The sequence below is a fragment of the Streptomyces sp. NPDC006368 genome (assembly GCF_040612535.1).
Classification (GTDB): Bacteria; Actinomycetota; Actinomycetes; order Streptomycetales; family Streptomycetaceae; genus Streptomyces.
The window spans coordinates 1-17129 of the sequence record NZ_JBEXQK010000014.1 but is presented as its reverse complement, the minus strand read 5'-3'; the positions used below and the strand labels follow the sequence as shown (position 1 = coordinate 17129).

The window sequence follows — 17129 nt, the reverse complement described above, 5'->3', positions numbered from 1 at the left end:
TAACGCGCCCCGTGCGCCCCGCGCGAGAGCGCCTTCCGGCACCGCCGGCTCAGAGGATGCCGGTCCGCCCCGCCGCCCAGTGGACCTGGGTCTTCACCGCGTAACGCGGCCAGGCCCGCTCACCGCACAGATGACGCACCACGGCCCGGCAGGTCGTCGCCTCACCCGCGACATAGGCGATGCCCGGCTCGGGCGGCAACCTCAGCCGCCGTACGGCCTCCAGCAGCACCCGCGACCCCACGGCGGAGGTCCGGCCCCGGTGCACCCAGGGAAGACCGCGCGGACCGTACGGGGCGGAGAACTCACCGTCCGGCCCGGTCGTCTCCAGTACCCCGCAGGCCGCCGCCCCGGCGGGCAGCGCGGCCAGCATGGTCAGCAGCGGTACGGCGCCGGTCTCCTCACCGATGAAGACGTGGTGGCGGGCCCGGGGGTCCAGCGTGATCCGATTGCGCGGCACACCTACGCGCGTCCGGTCCCCCGTCACCGCGGAACCCGCCCACCGGCTGCCCGGCCCGCCCGGCCGGTGGAGTGCGATCCGCAGCGTCAGCGTGGCGCGCGACGGACTGTGCGCCCACACGGAGTACGTCCGCAGCCGCGGCACGCCGTCCGCGTCCGGCACCTCCAGGGGCAGGTGCGCGCCCGGTTTGCTGCGCACGACCGCGAGCGCGGGCCCCGTGAGAGTCAGCTCCCGCATGCCCGGGGTGACGTCGCGCACGCCGGCGACCTTCACATCCAGCATCCGGGTGTCATGGAACCGCCGGCCCTGCCCCGCGCCGCGCCGGGGCTCGTCAGAGAGACTCACCCGTCCTGCCCTCCTTGGTTCCCTCGACCGGTCGGACACCCGCCGCCGTTCAGTATGCCCGTGGACGAGGCCCCGTTGATCCCTCCACCACTCACGGTTATGGTTTCCGGGCTTCGGGGTGCACCGGAACCTGGCCAAGGATGTCGGAGAGTTCGGTATGACAACGGAACAGCAGCGCATCACCGGCAGTACCCGATTGTTCGCCGTGATCGGAGATCCGGTCGAGCAGGTGCAGGCGCCCTCGATGATGAACCCGCTGTTCGCCCGGCTCGGCATCGACGCGGTGCTGGTGCCGGCGCACGCCACACCAGCACGCCTCGCCGCCGTGGTCCGGGGACTGCAGAGCACCGGAAACGTCGACGGACTGCTCGTCACCGTGCCGCACAAGAGGGCCGTCCTGGACCTGGCCGACGAGGTGAGTCCCACGGCGGCGCTCAGCAACGGCGCGAATGCGATGCGCCGGGCCCCGGGCGGCCGGTGGCGGGCCGACAACTTCGATGGTGAGGGCTTCGTGCGGGGGTTGCGCGCGGCCGGACACGAACCGGCGGGCCGGCACGTCCGGCTTGTCGGCGCGGGCGGGGCGGGCAGCGCCATCGCCGTTTCCCTGTTGTCGGCCGGTGCCGAACTCACGGTCACCGACCGGGACGAGCGCCGGGTGCGCACTCTCATCGAGCGGCTGTCACCGCACTTCCCGGGGCGTCTCCACAGCGCCGCGGGCCCCGGGGCGGCGGATCTGGTGGTGAACGCGACCCCGCTGGGCATGCGCCCCGAGGATCCCCTGCCCTTCGATCCCGCGCTCCTTCCCAGCAGCACGGTGGTGGTCGACATCGTGATGAAGCCCCGGCGCACCGCGCTCCTCCGAAGGGCCGAGAAGCACGGCCTCGTCGTGCACCATGGTGCCGCGATGTTGGCCCACCAACTGGACCTGTACGTGGACTTTTTCGGCCTCGGCACGCGGCTTGCCTGACCCGGGTACAGGGGTGCGCCCCGCTTGGAGGACGGTGCCTCGGCGCCGACGTATCCGATGTCAGCAAGGGTGGGCAGGCCCTGGCGGGCTGCCGCCTAGAGCGCGGGCAGTGGGTGACGACGGTTGCCGGTCAGATCGTGAAGCGAAGGCGTCCACATCCCCTTCAGGAGACATCCCGACCTGTCGCAGTCACTGGCGGACGACAACCGCGCCCACAACAAACTTCGGCGCGGAATCCGCTGCCGCGGCGAGCGCGCCATGGCCGAACCGAAAGGCCACTGCCGCACCCCTCCGGCACATCACGCTCATTTTCAGCCGCATCGGCGCGATCAGCGAAGCCACCCTCGTCCTCAACAGCACATGGCGATAAGGAATTACGGGAAAACCTCAACTGCATCCTGTGGCTCAGTGACGTACTGCAGACCACCCTAACGGGCGGTTTCAAGGAGATTAGCTTTTCTTCGACGTGAAGATCGACGAGCATGCTTCTGACCGATCCGGTATGCACGTTGAAAGAGAGTCCGGCATGGCCAACGCAGCGAACGACCTCATCAGCGAAAAGTTCGGACAGGCCTTCGACGGCCTGGACAGCAATGGCAACGGCAGCCTGGAGTGGGCCGACCTCCAGGCCCTGATCGACCGTTTCCTCAACGTCTACAACTTGAGCAAAGACGACCGCCGCGCCCGGGCGCTGCAGGCCATCTACCAGATGCAGTGGCTCGAGCTGCTCCGTCACGCGGGCGTCGAAGGTGACCGCCTCAACCGCGAGCAGTACATCGTGGCCGCGCGCCTGACCACTATCGACACCAGCAGGCTCAACATCGTCGAGGGCTCCGCCCACGCGGTCTTCGACTGCATCGACACCGACGGGGACGACGAGATCAGCAAGGACGAGTACGCCCGCTACATCAAGGACATCTGGCAGGTCACCGCCCCCGACGCCATGGACTCCTTCACACAGCTGGACACGGACGGAGACGGGTCCATCTCCCGGCAGGAGTTCCTCCGGGCCATCCGCGAGTACTACCACTCCAGCGACAACAGCGCCGCCGGATCCAAGCTCCTCGGCCCCCTCTAAGACCGCCGCCGGCTGTCGATGACCAGTTCGTGCACGAGCTCGTGACCCGGGCTCAGCCGAGGGCCTGCGGCTGACGGGCGAGGGCGGGGGGACTCCAGCAGCTGACGAAGCGGCTGCTGGAGTCCGCTCTGCAGGGCGAGTTGACCGGCCATCTTGCCCACGACCCGACTGTCACCCGACGGCTGGTACTGCTGGCATTGCCCATCTCCATTCGGGACTGCCTGCGCATGGCCGACATCGGATACATGGGCGCCGAGGACATCCAGAATTGCGTTACCCGCGCCACTAGAGTGTGGGCATGGCTTCCTTACGTCACACGGCTGGGCAGGCCCTTGAACTCATAGCCCGGACATATCAGACCATGAATGGGGCCAGGGGCAGGAAACCACCCACTTCCGTGCAGCAGTTCGCCGCTCGTCACCCCGTCCTCCTGGCTCTGTTCTCAGGGACACCTGTCGGACTCATCGTCCTTCTTGCGAGTTGGCGAACCATCAACACAATCGGCGATTTCTTCTTCGTGCTCGCCACATGCGTCGCCGTGTACTTCGCTTTCGGTCTGACGGCTTACGGGGAACGTGTTCGACAGCAGCGTCTTCAACGGCTGGGCATCTGGCATCCGCCCGAGAAATAAGCAGCCGTAAGGCCAAGAAGGAAACGTTACGGCTCGGTTCCGTTGATCACCCTGTGAGCCGAGGAGCCACCGTCCAAAAGGTCGCGGAGGGCGGCGAGAGAAGTGGACTTGGTGCCCGTCTCATCTGGCACCCTGATCATGCGCATGCCTTGCTCGCCGCTTCCGTCCACCGCCGCGTGTCCCCGGGCGCCGGCGGACCGGCGCTCAACCCCGACCGTCCCGGCGTCCTTCATGCCCCCGGTCTCGTCGACGACCAGCACCGCGGCCTCCGTCGTGAAGGAACTCGACGGCATACTCGGGACGGCAGCGGATCCCATGAGGTTCACCGAACGCGGCCGTCGCACCCTCGCACGCCTTTACAGCAAGGGGTACGGGGCGGACGCCGGACCACGCCCACAGCGCCCTGGCCCGCACCCGCACCCGCACCCGCACCCGCACCCGCACCGATCGTCCGGACAGCGCGAGGCTGCTGCACATGGACATCGAGCGCGACGACCGCACCGAGCCGAGTGGCGACGGTCAGGGGTTCAGCCCGCAGGTGCCGTCGGAGTCGGTGTTGCCGCCGAGGTCGACGAACCTCGCGAGGACGGCACGGCAGTTGTCCGCGCCCTCCAGGCGGGAGTTGTCGGTGACGGTGGAGTTCTTCAGCCGGACGCTGCCGGGGCCGATCCGAACCGGAGGGGCGGGGGTGTAGCCGAGGGTGATGTTGATGCCACCCCCGCCCTTCTCGGCGTAGTTGCCGGTCACCTTCGTGTCCACGAGGGTGACGTCCCTGACTCCTCGTACGTCGATACCGCCGCCGTAGCCCGCGAGTTCGCCCGGCCGGGTGGGGTCGTAAGGGTCGACGACCCGGTTGCCGGTGATCGTGGACCGTTCGACCAGGCCCGCCGAGTCGAACCGGATGCCGCCGGCTTCGCCGGCCTCGTTGTGGTCGACGAGGCTGTCGCGCAGGGTGAAGGAGCTGAAGGGGATGTTCTGTACGGCGCCGCCGATCCTGCCGGTGTTCCTGGTGAGGTGCACCCGCTCCATGGTCAGCTGCGAGGAGTTCAGCGCGGCACCGCCGCCGTAGTAGTTGTAGAGGGACGCCGTGGGTTCGGAGCGGCCGCGGGTGATGGTGAGGTCCGAGATCGTCGCCGGTCGCATGACGGTGAACACCCGGTCGATCCCGCGTCCGTCGATGACGGTGGTGTCCGCCCCGGCCCCGGTGATCGTGGTGGGCGCGAAGATCTTCAGGTTGCCGTGCGCCGTATCGGCCGCCGTGTAGTCGGTGAAGGCCCGGCCGAGGAGGGGCGGGATGCCGAGGCTGTAGCGGCCCGCGGGGAGGGTGATCGTCGAACCCGGGTGCGCGTTGGCCTCCATGACTGCCGCACGCAGGGTGCATCCCCCCTTGGTCGACAGGCACTTCCCATCCCGGGTGGACGCGTCCGGCGCATCAATCACGCTGTCGACCACGAGGCGCTGAGCCGCCGCGGCGTGCGCCTCGCCCGCGCCCGGAACCATCGTGGCCACACCGATGGCCGCGGCCGCCGCGACCAGCACCCGACGTGTGCCCGCTGTTGTCTTCTTGGCTTTGGTCATGGCCCCAGAAGTTAGCCGCAAGGCCTACTGGCCAGTAGGACACACTTCACATAATGGATCATTGGCCAAACATCACCCATAACGCTCTGTCGAGGGAAGCATGACGGCTTGATCCGGATGCCCGCATTCCCCTGACCGACACCCCGGCTCGCGGGACTCGCGCCCAAGCCGGCCGGGCCCGGCGCCGACGGTGACGGCGGACGGCACCCGATGTCCGGGCGCCGGACCCGCGTGCGGCTGAGACACGGTGGCCGAGACGACCCCCTTGCGCCGTACACCCGGGCAGTGATCTCCCAGCCGCCACCGCTGCCCGACATCACCCTGTCCCCCACGGGCGTGAACGGGTGGCGTCAGCTCTCGGCGACGGCGGCCGGGGCCGACGGCGCCGCAGCACCCTCGGGCTCCCAGCGCAGCAGGTCCCCCGGCTGGCATGCGAGCGCTTCACAGAGCGCGGCGAGCGTCGCGAAGCGCACCGCCTTGGCACGGCCGTTCTTGAGCACCGCCAGGTTGGCGGGCGTGATCCCGACGCGGTCCGCGAGCTCACCCACGGACATCTTCCGCCTGGCCAGCATCACGTCGATGTCGACGACGATCGGCATCAGATCACCTCTTCGAGCTCGGCCCGCATCCGCGCCGCCTCGACGTCGCGCGCGACAGCCTGAGCGAGCAGCATCCGCAGCACGAGCACGATGAGCGCGACCCCCAGGATCGCCAGACCAACCCCGCCCAGCAGGAGGACCACGCCCGGGGCGACGGCTTCGCCCGGAGCCAGGACGACCCCGAGCGCGAACACCAGGAGGGCGGCTGCCACCATCGCGCCGATCACGATGTGCACGTACCGGAAGGCGGCGTGGGAGAAGACGGTTCCGCGTCGCACCATGGTCACCAGCCGCCACACGCAGACCAGCACGACCTGCACTGTCACGATGCCCAGGACGGTGATCACGAGGAACGGGGTGCGCAGGTACGCGAAGTCCGGGTCGAGCCCCTTCAGGTCGGCGGCCAGCAGCGGCACCATCACCGCCTGCACGAACAGCGAGCCGGCGAGCAGTGCGACCAGCACGGCGCGCAACGCATTAACGGTCAGCTTTCCCATTGCCTCTCCTTCGATCGAGCCACGATGGAAACCTATCGAGATTCGATAGGTACGGCAAGAAGGAGAGGCCTGGGTGGAAGACGTGGACCGCCGGGGTTCGTCAGGCGACGAAGAGGCGGGAGGGGCGACCTGAAGGATCCGCGAGCACGTACAACGGTTTGCCGGCGTCGTCGTGCCGGTCGGGAAGGAGCTCGGCGCCCCGTGACTTCGCTCGGAGCCGCGGAATCGACGCGCGATCGCATCGGGATGCCATGCGTGGGCCACGTCGCACGAGGCAGCCGGTCGACCTGCTCGAATCCAGCGTGTTGACGCCATCGGAGCTCGGGAGTACGAGCCGGTCCGGCCGGTCGCCAGGAGCCCCGTCCGCGGGCGGTTCGTCACCGGGCCGGTACGACATCCCGGGAAACGCGGTAGGACTCGGCGAGCTCCCTGGGCCCGGTTGTGTCCAATACGGTGTGCAACGGCTGGGGATGCTCGGCCATGACCGGTTGCCGGCCCGGCCCGGGGATGGAAGAGCGAGCCACGTCCGTGGCCATTCGGGCCGGCCTGGTCGCCGACGGGGCCGCTGAGCCGCGTCATCGACACTCTCGCGGAGGCTGGCCCGTCACCGGAGGACGAGCCAGGCCACCACGCACAGGGAGACCGAGCTGATGAGCGAGGCGACGCTCATACAGAGGAGCCGCTGCCGCAGGTGGGCGTAGCGCGCGGTGTACTCGCCGCGCAGCTCCTCGCAGCGGTGCGCGATCGCCCTCAGCACCTTCTTCGACAGCTCGACACGGTCCTGTGCGTAGAGGCGCGCGACCTCCTCGTGCTGGGCGGTGGTAAGCCATGGCATACGGCCGGCGAACGCCTCGCCCTCCTCGCGGGCGTTGCGCAGTTCCGCCTGGCGGAGGAGATAGCCCTCGACGCGATTGATGTCGGCGGCCGTTTGGCTGTCCATGGCGGAGTGGGCCCTCGTCACCGGTCGTCCTCGCCGCCCGACATGGGGGCCACGCCCTTACCCGGTTCGACGACGTCCCGGCGGCCGCCCGTCTCGGACTCCGTCAAGGCGGCGATCACCGGGTGGTGCAGGTCGAAGGCGGGGGATTCGGAGCGGATCTGCGGCATGGTGAGGAAGTTGTGCCGCGGCGGCGGGCAGGACGTTGCCCACTCCAGGGAGCGGCCGTAACCCCACGGGTCGTCGACGTCGATCCGCTTGCCGACCTTGGCGGTCTTCCACACGTTGTAGAGGAACGGCAGGGTGGACAGGCCGAGGACGAAGGAACCGACGGACGACAGGGTGTTGAGTGCGGTGAACCCGTCGGCGGCGAGGTAGTCGGCGTAACGGCGGGGCATGCCTTCCGCGCCCAGCCAGTGCTGCACGAGGAAGGTCATGTGGAAGCCGACGAACAGCGTCCAGAAGTGGATCTTCCCCAGGCGTTCGTCGAGCATGGTGCCGGTCATCTTTGGCCACCAGAAATGGAAGCCCGCGAACATCGCGAACACGATCGTCCCGAACAGAACGTAGTGGAAATGGGCGACGACGAAGTACGTATCGGTGACGTGGAAATCCAGGGGCGGTGAGCCGAGGATCACCCCGGTCAGCCCCCCGAAGAGGAAGGTGACGAGGAATCCCACCGCCCACAGCATCGGGGTCTCGAAGCTGAGGGACCCTTTCCACATGGTGCCGATCCAGTTGAAGAACTTGACTCCCGTCGGCACGGCGATGAGGAAAGTCATGAAGGAGAAGAACGGCAGCAGGACACCACCGGTGGCGAACATGTGGTGCGCCCACACGGTTACCGAGAGGCCGGTGATGGCGATGGTGGCACCCACAAGGCCGATATAGCCGAAGAGCGGCTTCCGGGAAAAGACCGGCAGGATTTCGGTGACCACCCCGAAGAACGGCAGCGCCAGGATGTACACCTCGGGATGGCCGAAGAACCAGAACAGGTGCTGCCACAGCATCGCCCCACCGTTTTCTGGCGCGAACACCTGCGCGCCGAAGCGGCGGTCCGCCTCCAGGGCGAAGAGAGCGGCGGCGAGGACGGGAAACGCGAGCAGGACCAGGACGGAGGTGAGCAGGACGTTCCAGGTGAAGATCGGCATCCGGAACATCGTCATACCCGGGGCGCGCATGCAGATGATCGTCGTCATGAAGTTCACCGCGCCGAGGATGGTGCCGAAACCGGAGAGGGCGAGGCCCATGATCCACATATCGCCGCCCAGGTACGGTGTGCGTTCACCGCCGCTGAGCGGCGTATAGGCGGTCCAGCCGAAGTCCGCCGTCCCCTGGGTGGTCAGCAGGCCGCTGACGACGATGAGGCCGCCGAAGAGGAACAGCCAGTACGAGAACATGTTCAGCCGCGGGAAAGCCACATCCGGGGCGCCGATCTGCAGCGGCATGATCGCGTTCGCGAAGCCGGCGAACGTCGGCGTGGCGAACAGGAGCAGCATGATGGTGCCGTGCAGCGTGAAGGTCTGGTTGTACTGCTCATTCGAGATGAGCTGGATACCGGGCCGGGCGAGCTCCGCGCGGAGCATCAGAGCCAGCGCACCGCCGAAGAGGAAGAACGCGAATGACGTGATCAGGTACAGGTGCCCGATCTTCTTGTGGTCCGTAGTGGTCAGCCAGTCGACGGCAATCCGCCCCAAGCCTCGCCCTTTCACAGGGACGATTGTGGTCGGCTCGGTGGTGATGGCCATGGGAAACCTCATCCGGGCGATGGGCAGGTGAACACGCGCGACTGCGCACCCCCGTCGCGACATGGCCAACGCTACAGAGAGACGCACGCGATGACGCGGTTAATGAGGCGTTTCGGGAACAGACATCTCATGCGACTTCTCTGACCGACCGGACCGTCCCGGCCGCACGCCTGCGACCACTCGGCCCGGTCCGCGCCCGTCGCGATTTCAGCCCGGCCGAACGGCCGCACTCGCGTGCCCTACGCGGTACCGGGACTCACTGTTTGCGGTGTTGCCCTCTGCTGGTGCCCTCCTGCAGGGAGGCGTTGTACAGCAGCAGGGAGGCGATGGAGAGGACGATCAGGACGCTCCCCGCCGCCACGTGGAACACGTGGGACCCGTCGGCGAAGACGACGGTGTCACGGAGCCCCAGCAGCCAGGGCGCGGCGACGAGCCAGGCGCCGGCCGCCAGGACAGTGAGATCCGACCACCTGCCCAGGTGCCACTTGAACCTGGCCATCGCCACGAACAACACGATCATGCCCACGCCCAGCTCATTGCGGTGACCGTCCTTGGCGCTGTCCGGTTCACCGTTGATCCACGGCGCGACGAACAGGGCGATCGCCGTGAGCAGCATCAGCAGGCTGATGATCTGGTCCCGCTGCCCCTCCCGCAGTATCCGACGTGTCTCGGGGGCCACGGGGGCCTGCCACCTCGACATCGCTTTGCCAACCATGCCGATCCGCTCCCTTCCCTGCTCCGGTGCGCGGACGCCGACGTCGCAGCGCCGTGGTCGTGACATCGACCGGATGCCGGACGCGGTCCGCGCCCCTGGAGCAGCGAGTAGCCCTACCGGCTACGGGGAAACGCCGAAGTACGACCCGTGCGGCGTTTCCCATGGCGGCGAAGCCCGTACCGCGCCCACTCCGCGGACCCGTCGCCGTCCTCGACGTCGGTGGGCAGCCGGCGGGGCTCGAGCTACCGGACGGCCGGGCCCTGCACGACTGTGCCACCGGCGGACACCGGCACCGCAGCAGCCCGCCTCCGGGCGCTCACACACCGCGGCGCACCACCGCCCCCTTCGTGACGGACGGGTGCCGAACCGACGACTCGCGTCGCTTCTGACGGGTATCCGCAACGCATGGCAGACGATCACAACATCGCGTTGCTCCCGCCCCGGCACCACCGGGAGAGGTCCAACGTGAACGCGCGCTCAGCCGCCGCCCCCCGCAGCCCGTCCAGGGCTGTGCCAGCGCAGCCCGGGAGCATCCGGTGACGGCCGACGAGGTGCGGGCCGCGCGCCTGGTGGCGGAGGCCGCCGCGGGTGCCGCGCCGGAGGAGCTTCCGCGACGCCTGTGCGCCGCGGCCCGCGATGCGCTCGGGGCGGACGGGGCAACGCTGTCGCTGCTGACCGACACCCCCTCCCGCCAGCTTCTGGCAGCCTCGGACTCCACCGCGCTGCTGCTGGAGGAAATCCAGTTCACCGTGTTGGAGGGGCCCTGCATCAGTGCGGCGGCCGACGGCGAGCCCGTGATCGTGGAGGACCTGGACCGTACGCCCACGCCATGGCCTCTGTTCGGCGCGAGCATGCGGGAGAAGCTGCCCCGCGTCAAAGCCGTGTACGCCTTCCCGGTGTACTTCGGTGACTACGTGCTCGGGTCGATGGACCTCCTCGGTCTGCGGCACGACGCCCTGTCCGAGGACGCCCTGCAGCAGGCGCCGGAGGTGACCGACGCCGTCGCGGCCGCCCTCGTACCGGCCCGGGAACACCTGCTCACGGGGAAGGAGGCGCCCACTTGGGAGCCGGCGGACGAAACCCGCGCCCACTGGTTCGACACCCACCGCGCCATCGGAATCGTGGCCTCGCGCCAGGGCGTCAATGCCGAGGACGCCCTGGCGCTCATGCGCGCCCGGGCCTTCGGCACGGGGCGGACCCTGGCCGACATCACCGCCGACATCCTCGGCCATCCGCGTGAGGCGTCATAACGGCACCGGACGCGTCACCCACTGACCGGCCGGAACGACCACCGCCGCCCGTCCGCTTCGCGCGGAGCCGGGCGCCGAGTGGCGTAAGGGGACGGTGACCGCAGGGCCCAGCCGATCGTTGTGCGTCCCAGCATCCAACGCATCCAATGCAATCAATGCAACCAGCGCATCGAACCCGACCCGATGAATCCAGCGCATCAGACGGCGAAGAGGGCATCCTGTGAGCGGCACGCAGCGTGGTAACCGGACGGACCGGAGCGGCGGTCAGTGGGCGTACATCGGCTCGTTCACCTCGGGCGGCGGCCGCGGCATCACTGTCGCGGCCGTGGACCCGGTGACCGGAGCACTGGTGCCGGACTCAGCCATCGATCCGCTCGTGAACCCTTCATGTCTCACCCTCGCCCCGGACACCGGGGTGCTCTACGCGGTGAGCGAGACGGAACAGGGTGCGGTCGGTGCGTTCCGGCACGGCGACGAGGGCCTGACCGCTCTCGGCCCGGTCGTCGAGGTGGGTGCTTCCGGCCCCACCCACCTCAGCGTCGCCGGGAACCTGCTGCTGACCGCCAACTACACCTCGGGCAGCGTCGGCAGCCTGCGGGTGGCAGCCGACGGCAGCCCGGCGGGGCCCGCGACCGTCTTCGCGCACCGGGGTTCCGGTCCCGATGCCGACAGGCAGGAAGGTCCGCACGCCCATCAGGTGCTGCCCGACCCCAGCGGCCAGTGGGTGCTCAGCGTGGACCTGGGTACCGATTCGGTGCGGGTCTGCGCTCCGGACGGGGCCACCGGGGAGCTGCGGGGCCACGCCGAGACCGTGCTGCGTGCCGGGTCCGGGCCTCGTCATCTCGCCTTCCACCCGGACGGCGAGACGGTCTACGTACTGCACGAGCTGGAACCGCAGCTGACCGTCTGCCGCTGGGACCCGGCGTCCGGTCGTCTCGACCCCCTCTCGGAAATCGCGATCGGCTCCGACGGTGTTCCGGACGGCGTACGGCTCTACCCCTCGGTCGTCTGCGTCGCACCCCAGGGACGGTTCGTCTGGGCGGCGGTGCGCGGCAGCAACACGCTCCTCACGTTCTCCCTCGCCGACGGACCCGACAAGCCGCGGCTCACGGACAGCGTGGAGTGCGGTGGCAGCTGGCCGCGCGATCTCGTGTCCGATCCCACGGGGCGCCGCCTGTACGTCGCCAACGAGTGGTCCGGGGACGTGACGTGGTTCGACGTGGACCCGGAGAGCGGGCAACTGCGCCGCGCCGGCGCGGTGCCGGTGCCGGCCGCCGCCTGTGTGGTCTTCTCCCGATCCGCGACACGCGTGAAGTAAGGGGCGTACACAACTCGGTCGGCATCCTGCGCCCCGACGGCGTGCGGGCACAAGCAGTCGCGTGTGACGGGCACTGCGGGGCGCTCGGCCCCGCCGACCGCCCCTCACCCCCGCTCACAACGTGTCAGCTCTACACGATCGCGAGTCGCCTGTACAAGATCGCGAGCGACCCGCGGTGGGGCGGGCACGCGGAGAAGGACTTCGTCGAGAAGGCGGCGGCCATTTTCCCTGCGGGGCACAGGCTCCTCCTGGGCTCCCCGTCACCTGGGAGCCTCGTGAGCGGCCCGAGCGGTGTCTGCCGGTGCCGGTATCCGGGGGCGAGGTGAGTCAGGCTCCGTCCGAGTGGGTCGCGAACGCGGTGTGCAGGTCCTTCTCCGTGATCTGGTCCGGACGTCTGTGGACGACCCAGCGCCGGGCCGGGCCGTCCATGGGCATGATGGTCACGCTCGTCTCCGCCGACGAGCGGCCCGGTTCCGCCCTGTTCACGCCGGCGAACTCTCGGATCACCACGGCGATGTCGTCGTCGAGGCCGAGTAGTCGGCGGACGCGCTCCCGCAGTTCGGCGGCGTGCGGGGACAGCCGGGGAGGGCGGGGACCTGACTGCACGGTATTCCTCCTTGCGTTCACGAGGTCGCTCACCGGTGGGCCCGCGAGCGTGGGGGGGGCGGGGAAGGTTTCCGTCGTGTCAAGCAGGTGCGCACACGTAGAGCTTCATGCGCCGGTGGTCGTGGTCCACCTCGCACACCCGGCAGTCGACCACGCGCATTCCCGCAGCACCGACGAGGTCGAGTACCTGCTCCTCGTCGAGCACGGCCTTCGTCCAACTGCCGAGGTGCCGCTCGGTCATGCCGTCCGGCGCGACCGACTCGGCGTAGAAGTTCATCACCTGCGCGCGCTCGTCGGGGAAGTACCGGTGCGCGGAGATGACGAACTGCTGGGCGGAGGCCGTCGACGCGGGGACGACCGACAGGTCCTGGTTCTGCCGCAACAGCCTCTCGGGCTCCAGGAGCGCGTTGTCGAACACGAACCGGCCGTGCGGCGCCAGGTGTTCACGGGCCTTGGTGAAGACGGCGAGGCGGTCGGCCGCCGAGGCGAGCAGGCTCACGTTGTTGGCCGGCAACAGGACGAGGTCGAAGGTACGGCCGGCCGTGACAGCTCGCATGTCCTGCTGGAGCAGCTCCACCCTGTCGGCCACCCGCTGGTCCTCCGCGGACAGTTTGCGCCGGAACAGGGTGAGCATGTCGGTGGAACGGTCCACACCGACCACGCGGTGACCGGCCCGGGCCAGCGGCAGGGCGATCCGTCCGCTGCCACAGCCCAGCTCCAGGATGTCCTTCGGCCCGTCGGAGGTGAGCTCCCGTACCAGGGGAAAGTCCCAGACGTACTCCTGCGACAGGGCGTCGTAGAGCGCCGCGAAATAACCGGAGTACACGGGCAGGACGCGCGTGCGCGGCAGATTCATCGTCCGCAGCAGTTCGAACACGCCGAAGAAGCGGAGGCTCTCGGTCTGCGTCGTCCCGTCCGGTCCGACCACGGTGCTCACGGTGCTTCCTTCCGTCATGACGGTTGCCCCGGGATCGGCGATGCGGACGAACCCCGGGCGGCGGTGCGGCCGAGCACCCGGTGCGCCGTGAGCGCGCACCCGGCCATCAGCACGCCCGCCGCGGCGAAGGCGTAGCGGGGATCGTTGTGCAGGGCCTCGGTGAGCGCGCCCGCGAGCAGGACACCGAGCGGGTAGGCGATGACAGCGGCTGTCCGGGCCGCGCTCGTCACCCTGCCGATGAACTCGGGGGGGACGATTCGCAGCCGTAGCGCCCGGATGTGTACGGTGCACAGCACCGTCGCGAGCCCGACAGCCAGGTTGGCTGCCGCCAGCCAGGCGATACGCGTCGCCGTGGCGGCCAGCACCAGCGCGCAGCCGAGGGCCAGGACCGCCGCGGGGATGATTTTCAGGGAGTCCCATCGGCGGCCGGCCATCTCCGCCACCGCGGCCCCCGCGATCCCACCGACCGCTGCCGTGCAGACCACGAAGCTGACCGCCGACGAGCTGCCGTGCAGGGTCCGCGCGGCGAAGAAGACGATGAGCGCCTCGACCGCCACGGCGAAGTTGATGATCATCTGCAGGCCGGAGACGGACCGGATCAGACGGTGCGACCAGAGGTGGCGCAGCCCCTGTTTCAGGTCGGTGCGGACCGTCTCCCAGCTCAGGCCCACGGCCTGCGCCGTCCCACGCCGTCTCCCCGAGATGGCCACGACGGCGGCGATCGAGGCCGCGTACGAGACCGTATTGGCGAGCAGGCAGGCTTCGAGACCGACCAGAGCCGTCAGCAGACCGGCGAGGACCGGCCCCAGGAGGAGTCCCGTCTGGCTGCTCACCTCCAGACGTGAACTACCCGCCACCAGGTTGTCCTCGTCCAGGAGTTCCTGGACGAGGGCGGCGTGCGCCGTATCGAAGATGACCCCGAAGACGGCGGCCAGCACGGCCAGACCGAGTACGGACCAGATCTGACCCTGCCCCGTCCACACCAGCCAGGTCAGCAGGGCGAACAACGCGGCCCGCGCGCAGTCGCAGACCACCATGGTCCGCCGGACGTCGAGCCGGTCGACGAGGGGTCCCGCCAACAGCCCCGCCAGGGCGTAGGCGACGGGCTGGGGAGCCGCGGCGAGGGCGACCAGCACCGGTCCTCCGGAGTGGTCCAGGACCAGCAGCGGCAAGGCGAGCAGCGCGATGCCGTCCCCGAGTACGGACACGGTCTGCCCGCCCCACAGCAGCCGGAACGGCCGACCGCGGACCGTGGCCTCTCCGCGCGGTGCCGGGTGCCCGCTCGCCGTCTTCGACAAGCTCGTCACCGGGCGCCCTCGACGTGCCAGCCGACCCGCTGCAGGACGGCGGCGTCCCCGTGCGCGTAGTGCTCACGGACACCGTCGAGGAAGCTCCAGGTGAGCTGGGGAATGAGCGCCGCGGCGGCGATCGACTCCTCCCCAACGGCGTGCTCGGCCAGCAGGCCGAGCATCGTGGCCACGTCGTCGGCGTGGCCCAGCTCGCTGTCCTCGGCGTCGTGCCGGCGCATGACGTCCAGCAGCGGGGCGGCGTCGCTCAGCCGCTCGGCCACCCGCCGGTAGAAGGACACATGCCGTTCCGCCACGCCGGACTCGCCCGCGCCGAGGGTCAGCTGCAGGAAGGCGACCGCCAGGACGTACGCCTTCCAGTCGCGTTGCGCCAGCCCCCGCAGCGCCCCGACGAACGCGCGGGTGGTGGGCAGCGGACGCATGCGGTCCACCGGGAGGTGCGCGTAGTGGTGGGCCCGCCCCTCTTCGATGCCCTTGCGGAACATCGCGCCGTGGTCGAACTCCTCCTCCAGGTGGCGGACCAGCTCCAGGCGCAGCCGCGGATCCGGGCAGGAGGCGACGGCGGCGCCGCAGTGCTGCCAGATGGCGGCCACATAGTGCTGGTTCTCGACGAGCCAGCCGTACACAAGGGCATAGGTCGGGCGTTCCCTCATGTCGTCCCACAGGCTGTGGCCGTCGATGGCGCGCATCCAGCCGCGCACCAGGGACTCCAGTGCGTCCGCGTCAGCCGGCCTGCCGACCGGTTCCGTCAGCCGCGCCGTGAGCTCCGCGGCGGCCTTTTCGGGGGACCCTTCGGGGGCCGCGCCCTTCCGCATCTGCGCGGGGGTGCTGCCGGGGCGGAAGGCGTACGCCTCGGCCAGCGCGGTGCGCAGCGCCTCGCCCCCGCTGTCGGAGCCGTGCGTCACGATGTCGTACACCGTGGCCGGCCATACCGGCAGACCGTCGGTCTCCCCGCCCAGGCGCGGTCGTGACAGGCCCGGGCCCGGCGTCAGAACAGGCAGACGGGCGACGAGCTCGCCCTGCGGCCCCTGGGCCAGGGAGTCGATCCAGCGCACGATCATCTCGGCGACGGTGGTGACCTCGTTGAGCATGTCCGCGACGTGTTCGGCCGGGATCACGACCGCGGCTTCCAACGCGTGGCGCCAGTTGGAGCCGTGCCCCAGCCCGAGATCGGTCTTCACATGTTCGAAGATGGCCTCGACGGCCTCGGGCGCGAGCTGGTCACTGGCGGCCAGGTGGTCGTGCCAGCCGACCACCGCGTCGCGGTTGCCGGCGGTGAACTCCAGCAGTCCGGAACATATCGCGGCCGTCAGGGGACCGGATTCGGCCACCGTCCGCATCAGGTGGATCCACTCGACCGTGGCCGGCGCGGGGCGGGTGGCGCGGACCAGGTCCCGGTCGCAGCCCAGTTCCGCCAGCGCGTTCTCGAAGAAGGTGTCGTGGTCCGCCTCCTCGACGACGTGGCGGGCCTGAAGCTCGATGAGCCTGGCGGGCCGCGGTCCACAGCCGACCCCACTGGCCATGCGGAACGGCGCGGCGGACAGATAGTGCCGGGTCTCCAGCAGGTAGGCCCGGATGAACCGGCCGTCGCCGTCCTTGCGGACCTTCCGCCACACCGGGTGCGAGTACACGTACTCCAGGCACGCCTCGTACTGCCGCTGGACCAGCTCCTCCACCTGCGCGGCGGTCAGGCAGTCACCGGGGGCGCCCACCACGAGGCTCGACCGGACCTTGTCGAAGAAGGCGGAGTTGCCGGCGGCTTCGAGTCTCGCCTCGACCCTGTCCAGCAGCAGCACCGGACGCCCGTCCGACGTGCTCCGTCCCAGCAGGGGAACAGTTCGTCGCAACCTCATGATTCTCCGTAGGTGTTGGATTCCGCTGCCTGCGCACGAGGGGGGTGGTGGCGGAGGGCCGGAAGCCTTCCGCCACCACCGGTGGGTTGGGCCCGGATTACTCGACCACACCCGGGCGGATACCGTCGGCGGCCTCTTCAGTGCGCACGACGATGTCCTCGAGTTCCTGCATCTCCTCAACGGTGAGCTCCATGTGCTGTCCCTCCTCTCGGTTCCTCTCGGGTCTTTCGACGGCGTGGCCGGCCGGGCCGCCGGGGCCCGGCCCCGGCCCCAGCGTTATTTAAAACCTTAGAACAAACCTAACAA

18 protein-coding genes are annotated in these 17129 nt (G+C 69.5%); 5 read left to right on the top strand and 13 right to left on the bottom strand.

Features of this window, described 5'->3' with window-relative positions:
• Positions 1 to 49: 49 nt before the first annotated feature.
• Positions 50 to 802 carry a siderophore-interacting protein gene (locus tag ABZZ38_RS13505; protein WP_356738980.1) on the bottom strand — a complete coding sequence of 251 codons (753 nt, stop codon included), beginning with the start codon at positions 800 to 802 and terminating at the stop codon, positions 50 to 52.
• 157 nt (positions 803 to 959) lie between these two features.
• On the opposite strand from ABZZ38_RS13505, the gene ABZZ38_RS13500 reads away from it, so the two are divergent.
• A complete protein-coding gene (locus tag ABZZ38_RS13500) occupies positions 960 to 1769 on the top strand; it encodes a shikimate dehydrogenase (protein ID WP_356738978.1) in 810 nt (269 codons plus the stop codon).
• Positions 1770 to 1958: 189 nt separating this feature from the next.
• Here the strand turns inward: ABZZ38_RS13500 and ABZZ38_RS13495 are convergent, their stop codons facing one another.
• The gene (locus tag ABZZ38_RS13495; protein WP_356738976.1) at positions 1959 to 2111 is read right to left on the bottom strand and encodes a hypothetical protein; all 153 of its coding nucleotides are present in this window, start codon (positions 2109 to 2111) and stop codon (positions 1959 to 1961) included.
• Positions 2112 to 2295: 184 nt separating this feature from the next.
• On the opposite strand from ABZZ38_RS13495, the gene ABZZ38_RS13490 reads away from it, so the two are divergent.
• Entirely contained in the window at positions 2296 to 2847 is a 552-nt protein-coding gene (locus ABZZ38_RS13490; RefSeq protein ID WP_356738974.1) for an EF-hand domain-containing protein, read from the top strand.
• Positions 2848 to 3244: 397 nt separating this feature from the next.
• Positions 3245 to 3478: a hypothetical protein gene (locus ABZZ38_RS13485; RefSeq protein WP_356738972.1), complete on the top strand. Its 234-nt coding sequence runs from the start codon at positions 3245 to 3247 to the stop codon at positions 3476 to 3478.
• Between the two features lie 26 nt (positions 3479 to 3504).
• Here ABZZ38_RS13485 and ABZZ38_RS13480 read toward each other — a convergent pair whose 3' ends face one another.
• From ABZZ38_RS13480 to ABZZ38_RS13450, 7 genes are all read right to left on the bottom strand, one after another.
• On the bottom strand, positions 3505 to 3771 hold the full coding sequence (locus tag ABZZ38_RS13480) for a hypothetical protein (protein ID WP_356738970.1): 267 nt from the start codon (positions 3769 to 3771) through the stop codon (positions 3505 to 3507).
• 226 nt (positions 3772 to 3997) lie between these two features.
• Positions 3998 to 5056, bottom strand: a complete 1059-nt coding sequence (locus tag ABZZ38_RS13475; protein WP_356738968.1) for a hypothetical protein — start codon at positions 5054 to 5056, stop codon at positions 3998 to 4000.
• Positions 5057 to 5406: 350 nt separating this feature from the next.
• On the bottom strand, positions 5407 to 5655 hold the full coding sequence (locus tag ABZZ38_RS13470; RefSeq protein WP_356738966.1) for a helix-turn-helix transcriptional regulator: 249 nt from the start codon (positions 5653 to 5655) through the stop codon (positions 5407 to 5409).
• Positions 5655 to 6152, bottom strand: coding sequence for a DUF2975 domain-containing protein (locus ABZZ38_RS13465; RefSeq protein ID WP_356738964.1), 498 nt, complete (start codon positions 6150 to 6152; stop codon positions 5655 to 5657). The genes ABZZ38_RS13470 and ABZZ38_RS13465 overlap by 1 nt, the downstream gene beginning before the upstream one ends.
• 604 nt (positions 6153 to 6756) lie before the next feature.
• Entirely contained in the window at positions 6757 to 7092 is a 336-nt protein-coding gene (locus ABZZ38_RS13460; RefSeq protein WP_356738962.1) for a hypothetical protein, read from the bottom strand.
• Between the two features lie 17 nt (positions 7093 to 7109).
• Positions 7110 to 8837: a cytochrome c oxidase subunit I gene (ctaD, locus tag ABZZ38_RS13455; RefSeq protein ID WP_356738960.1), complete on the bottom strand. Its 1728-nt coding sequence runs from the start codon at positions 8835 to 8837 to the stop codon at positions 7110 to 7112.
• 256 nt (positions 8838 to 9093) lie between these two features.
• Positions 9094 to 9516, bottom strand: a complete 423-nt coding sequence (locus ABZZ38_RS13450; protein WP_356738958.1) for a hypothetical protein — start codon at positions 9514 to 9516, stop codon at positions 9094 to 9096.
• 572 nt (positions 9517 to 10088) lie between these two features.
• On the opposite strand from ABZZ38_RS13450, the gene ABZZ38_RS13445 reads away from it, so the two are divergent.
• Both ABZZ38_RS13445 and ABZZ38_RS13440 read left to right on the top strand, forming a co-directional pair.
• Positions 10089 to 10802, top strand: coding sequence for a GAF and ANTAR domain-containing protein (locus tag ABZZ38_RS13445; RefSeq protein WP_356738956.1), 714 nt, complete (start codon positions 10089 to 10091; stop codon positions 10800 to 10802).
• Between the two features lie 220 nt (positions 10803 to 11022).
• Complete coding sequence (locus tag ABZZ38_RS13440) at positions 11023 to 12120, top strand: lactonase family protein (protein WP_356738953.1); 1098 nt, start codon at positions 11023 to 11025, stop codon at positions 12118 to 12120.
• Positions 12121 to 12447: 327 nt separating this feature from the next.
• Here the strand turns inward: ABZZ38_RS13440 and ABZZ38_RS13435 are convergent, their stop codons facing one another.
• From ABZZ38_RS13435 to ABZZ38_RS13420, 4 genes are all read right to left on the bottom strand, one after another.
• The gene (locus tag ABZZ38_RS13435; protein WP_356738951.1) at positions 12448 to 12726 is read right to left on the bottom strand and encodes a hypothetical protein; all 279 of its coding nucleotides are present in this window, start codon (positions 12724 to 12726) and stop codon (positions 12448 to 12450) included.
• A gap of 79 nt (positions 12727 to 12805) precedes the next feature.
• Positions 12806 to 13663 carry a class I SAM-dependent methyltransferase gene (locus ABZZ38_RS13430; protein ID WP_356738949.1) on the bottom strand — a complete coding sequence of 286 codons (858 nt, stop codon included), beginning with the start codon at positions 13661 to 13663 and terminating at the stop codon, positions 12806 to 12808.
• 14 nt (positions 13664 to 13677) lie between these two features.
• Positions 13678 to 14970: an MFS transporter gene (locus tag ABZZ38_RS13425; RefSeq protein ID WP_356738947.1), complete on the bottom strand. Its 1293-nt coding sequence runs from the start codon at positions 14968 to 14970 to the stop codon at positions 13678 to 13680.
• Positions 14967 to 16817, bottom strand: a complete 1851-nt coding sequence (locus tag ABZZ38_RS13420) for a hypothetical protein (protein WP_356738945.1) — start codon at positions 16815 to 16817, stop codon at positions 14967 to 14969. Before ABZZ38_RS13420 ends, ABZZ38_RS13425 begins: the two co-directional genes overlap by 4 nt.
• Positions 16818 to 17129: the final 312 nt, after the last annotated feature.

Excerpts from the sequence above, each read along its gene's own strand:
- ABZZ38_RS13500 (WP_356738978.1), top strand. The coding sequence starts at position 960 with ATGACAACGGAACAGCAGCGCATCACCGGCAGTACCCGATTGTTCGCC.
- ABZZ38_RS13490 (WP_356738974.1), top strand. The coding sequence starts at position 2,296 with ATGGCCAACGCAGCGAACGACCTCATCAGCGAAAAGTTCGGACAGGCC.
- ABZZ38_RS13480 (WP_356738970.1), bottom strand. The coding sequence starts at position 3,771 with ATGCCGTCGAGTTCCTTCACGACGGAGGCCGCGGTGCTGGTCGTCGAC.
- ABZZ38_RS13475 (WP_356738968.1), bottom strand. The coding sequence starts at position 5,056 with ATGACCAAAGCCAAGAAGACAACAGCGGGCACACGTCGGGTGCTGGTC.
- ABZZ38_RS13470 (WP_356738966.1), bottom strand. The coding sequence starts at position 5,655 with ATGCCGATCGTCGTCGACATCGACGTGATGCTGGCCAGGCGGAAGATG.
- ABZZ38_RS13465 (WP_356738964.1), bottom strand. The coding sequence starts at position 6,152 with ATGGGAAAGCTGACCGTTAATGCGTTGCGCGCCGTGCTGGTCGCACTG.
- ABZZ38_RS13460 (WP_356738962.1), bottom strand. The coding sequence starts at position 7,092 with ATGGACAGCCAAACGGCCGCCGACATCAATCGCGTCGAGGGCTATCTC.
- ctaD (WP_356738960.1), bottom strand. The coding sequence starts at position 8,837 with ATGGCCATCACCACCGAGCCGACCACAATCGTCCCTGTGAAAGGGCGA.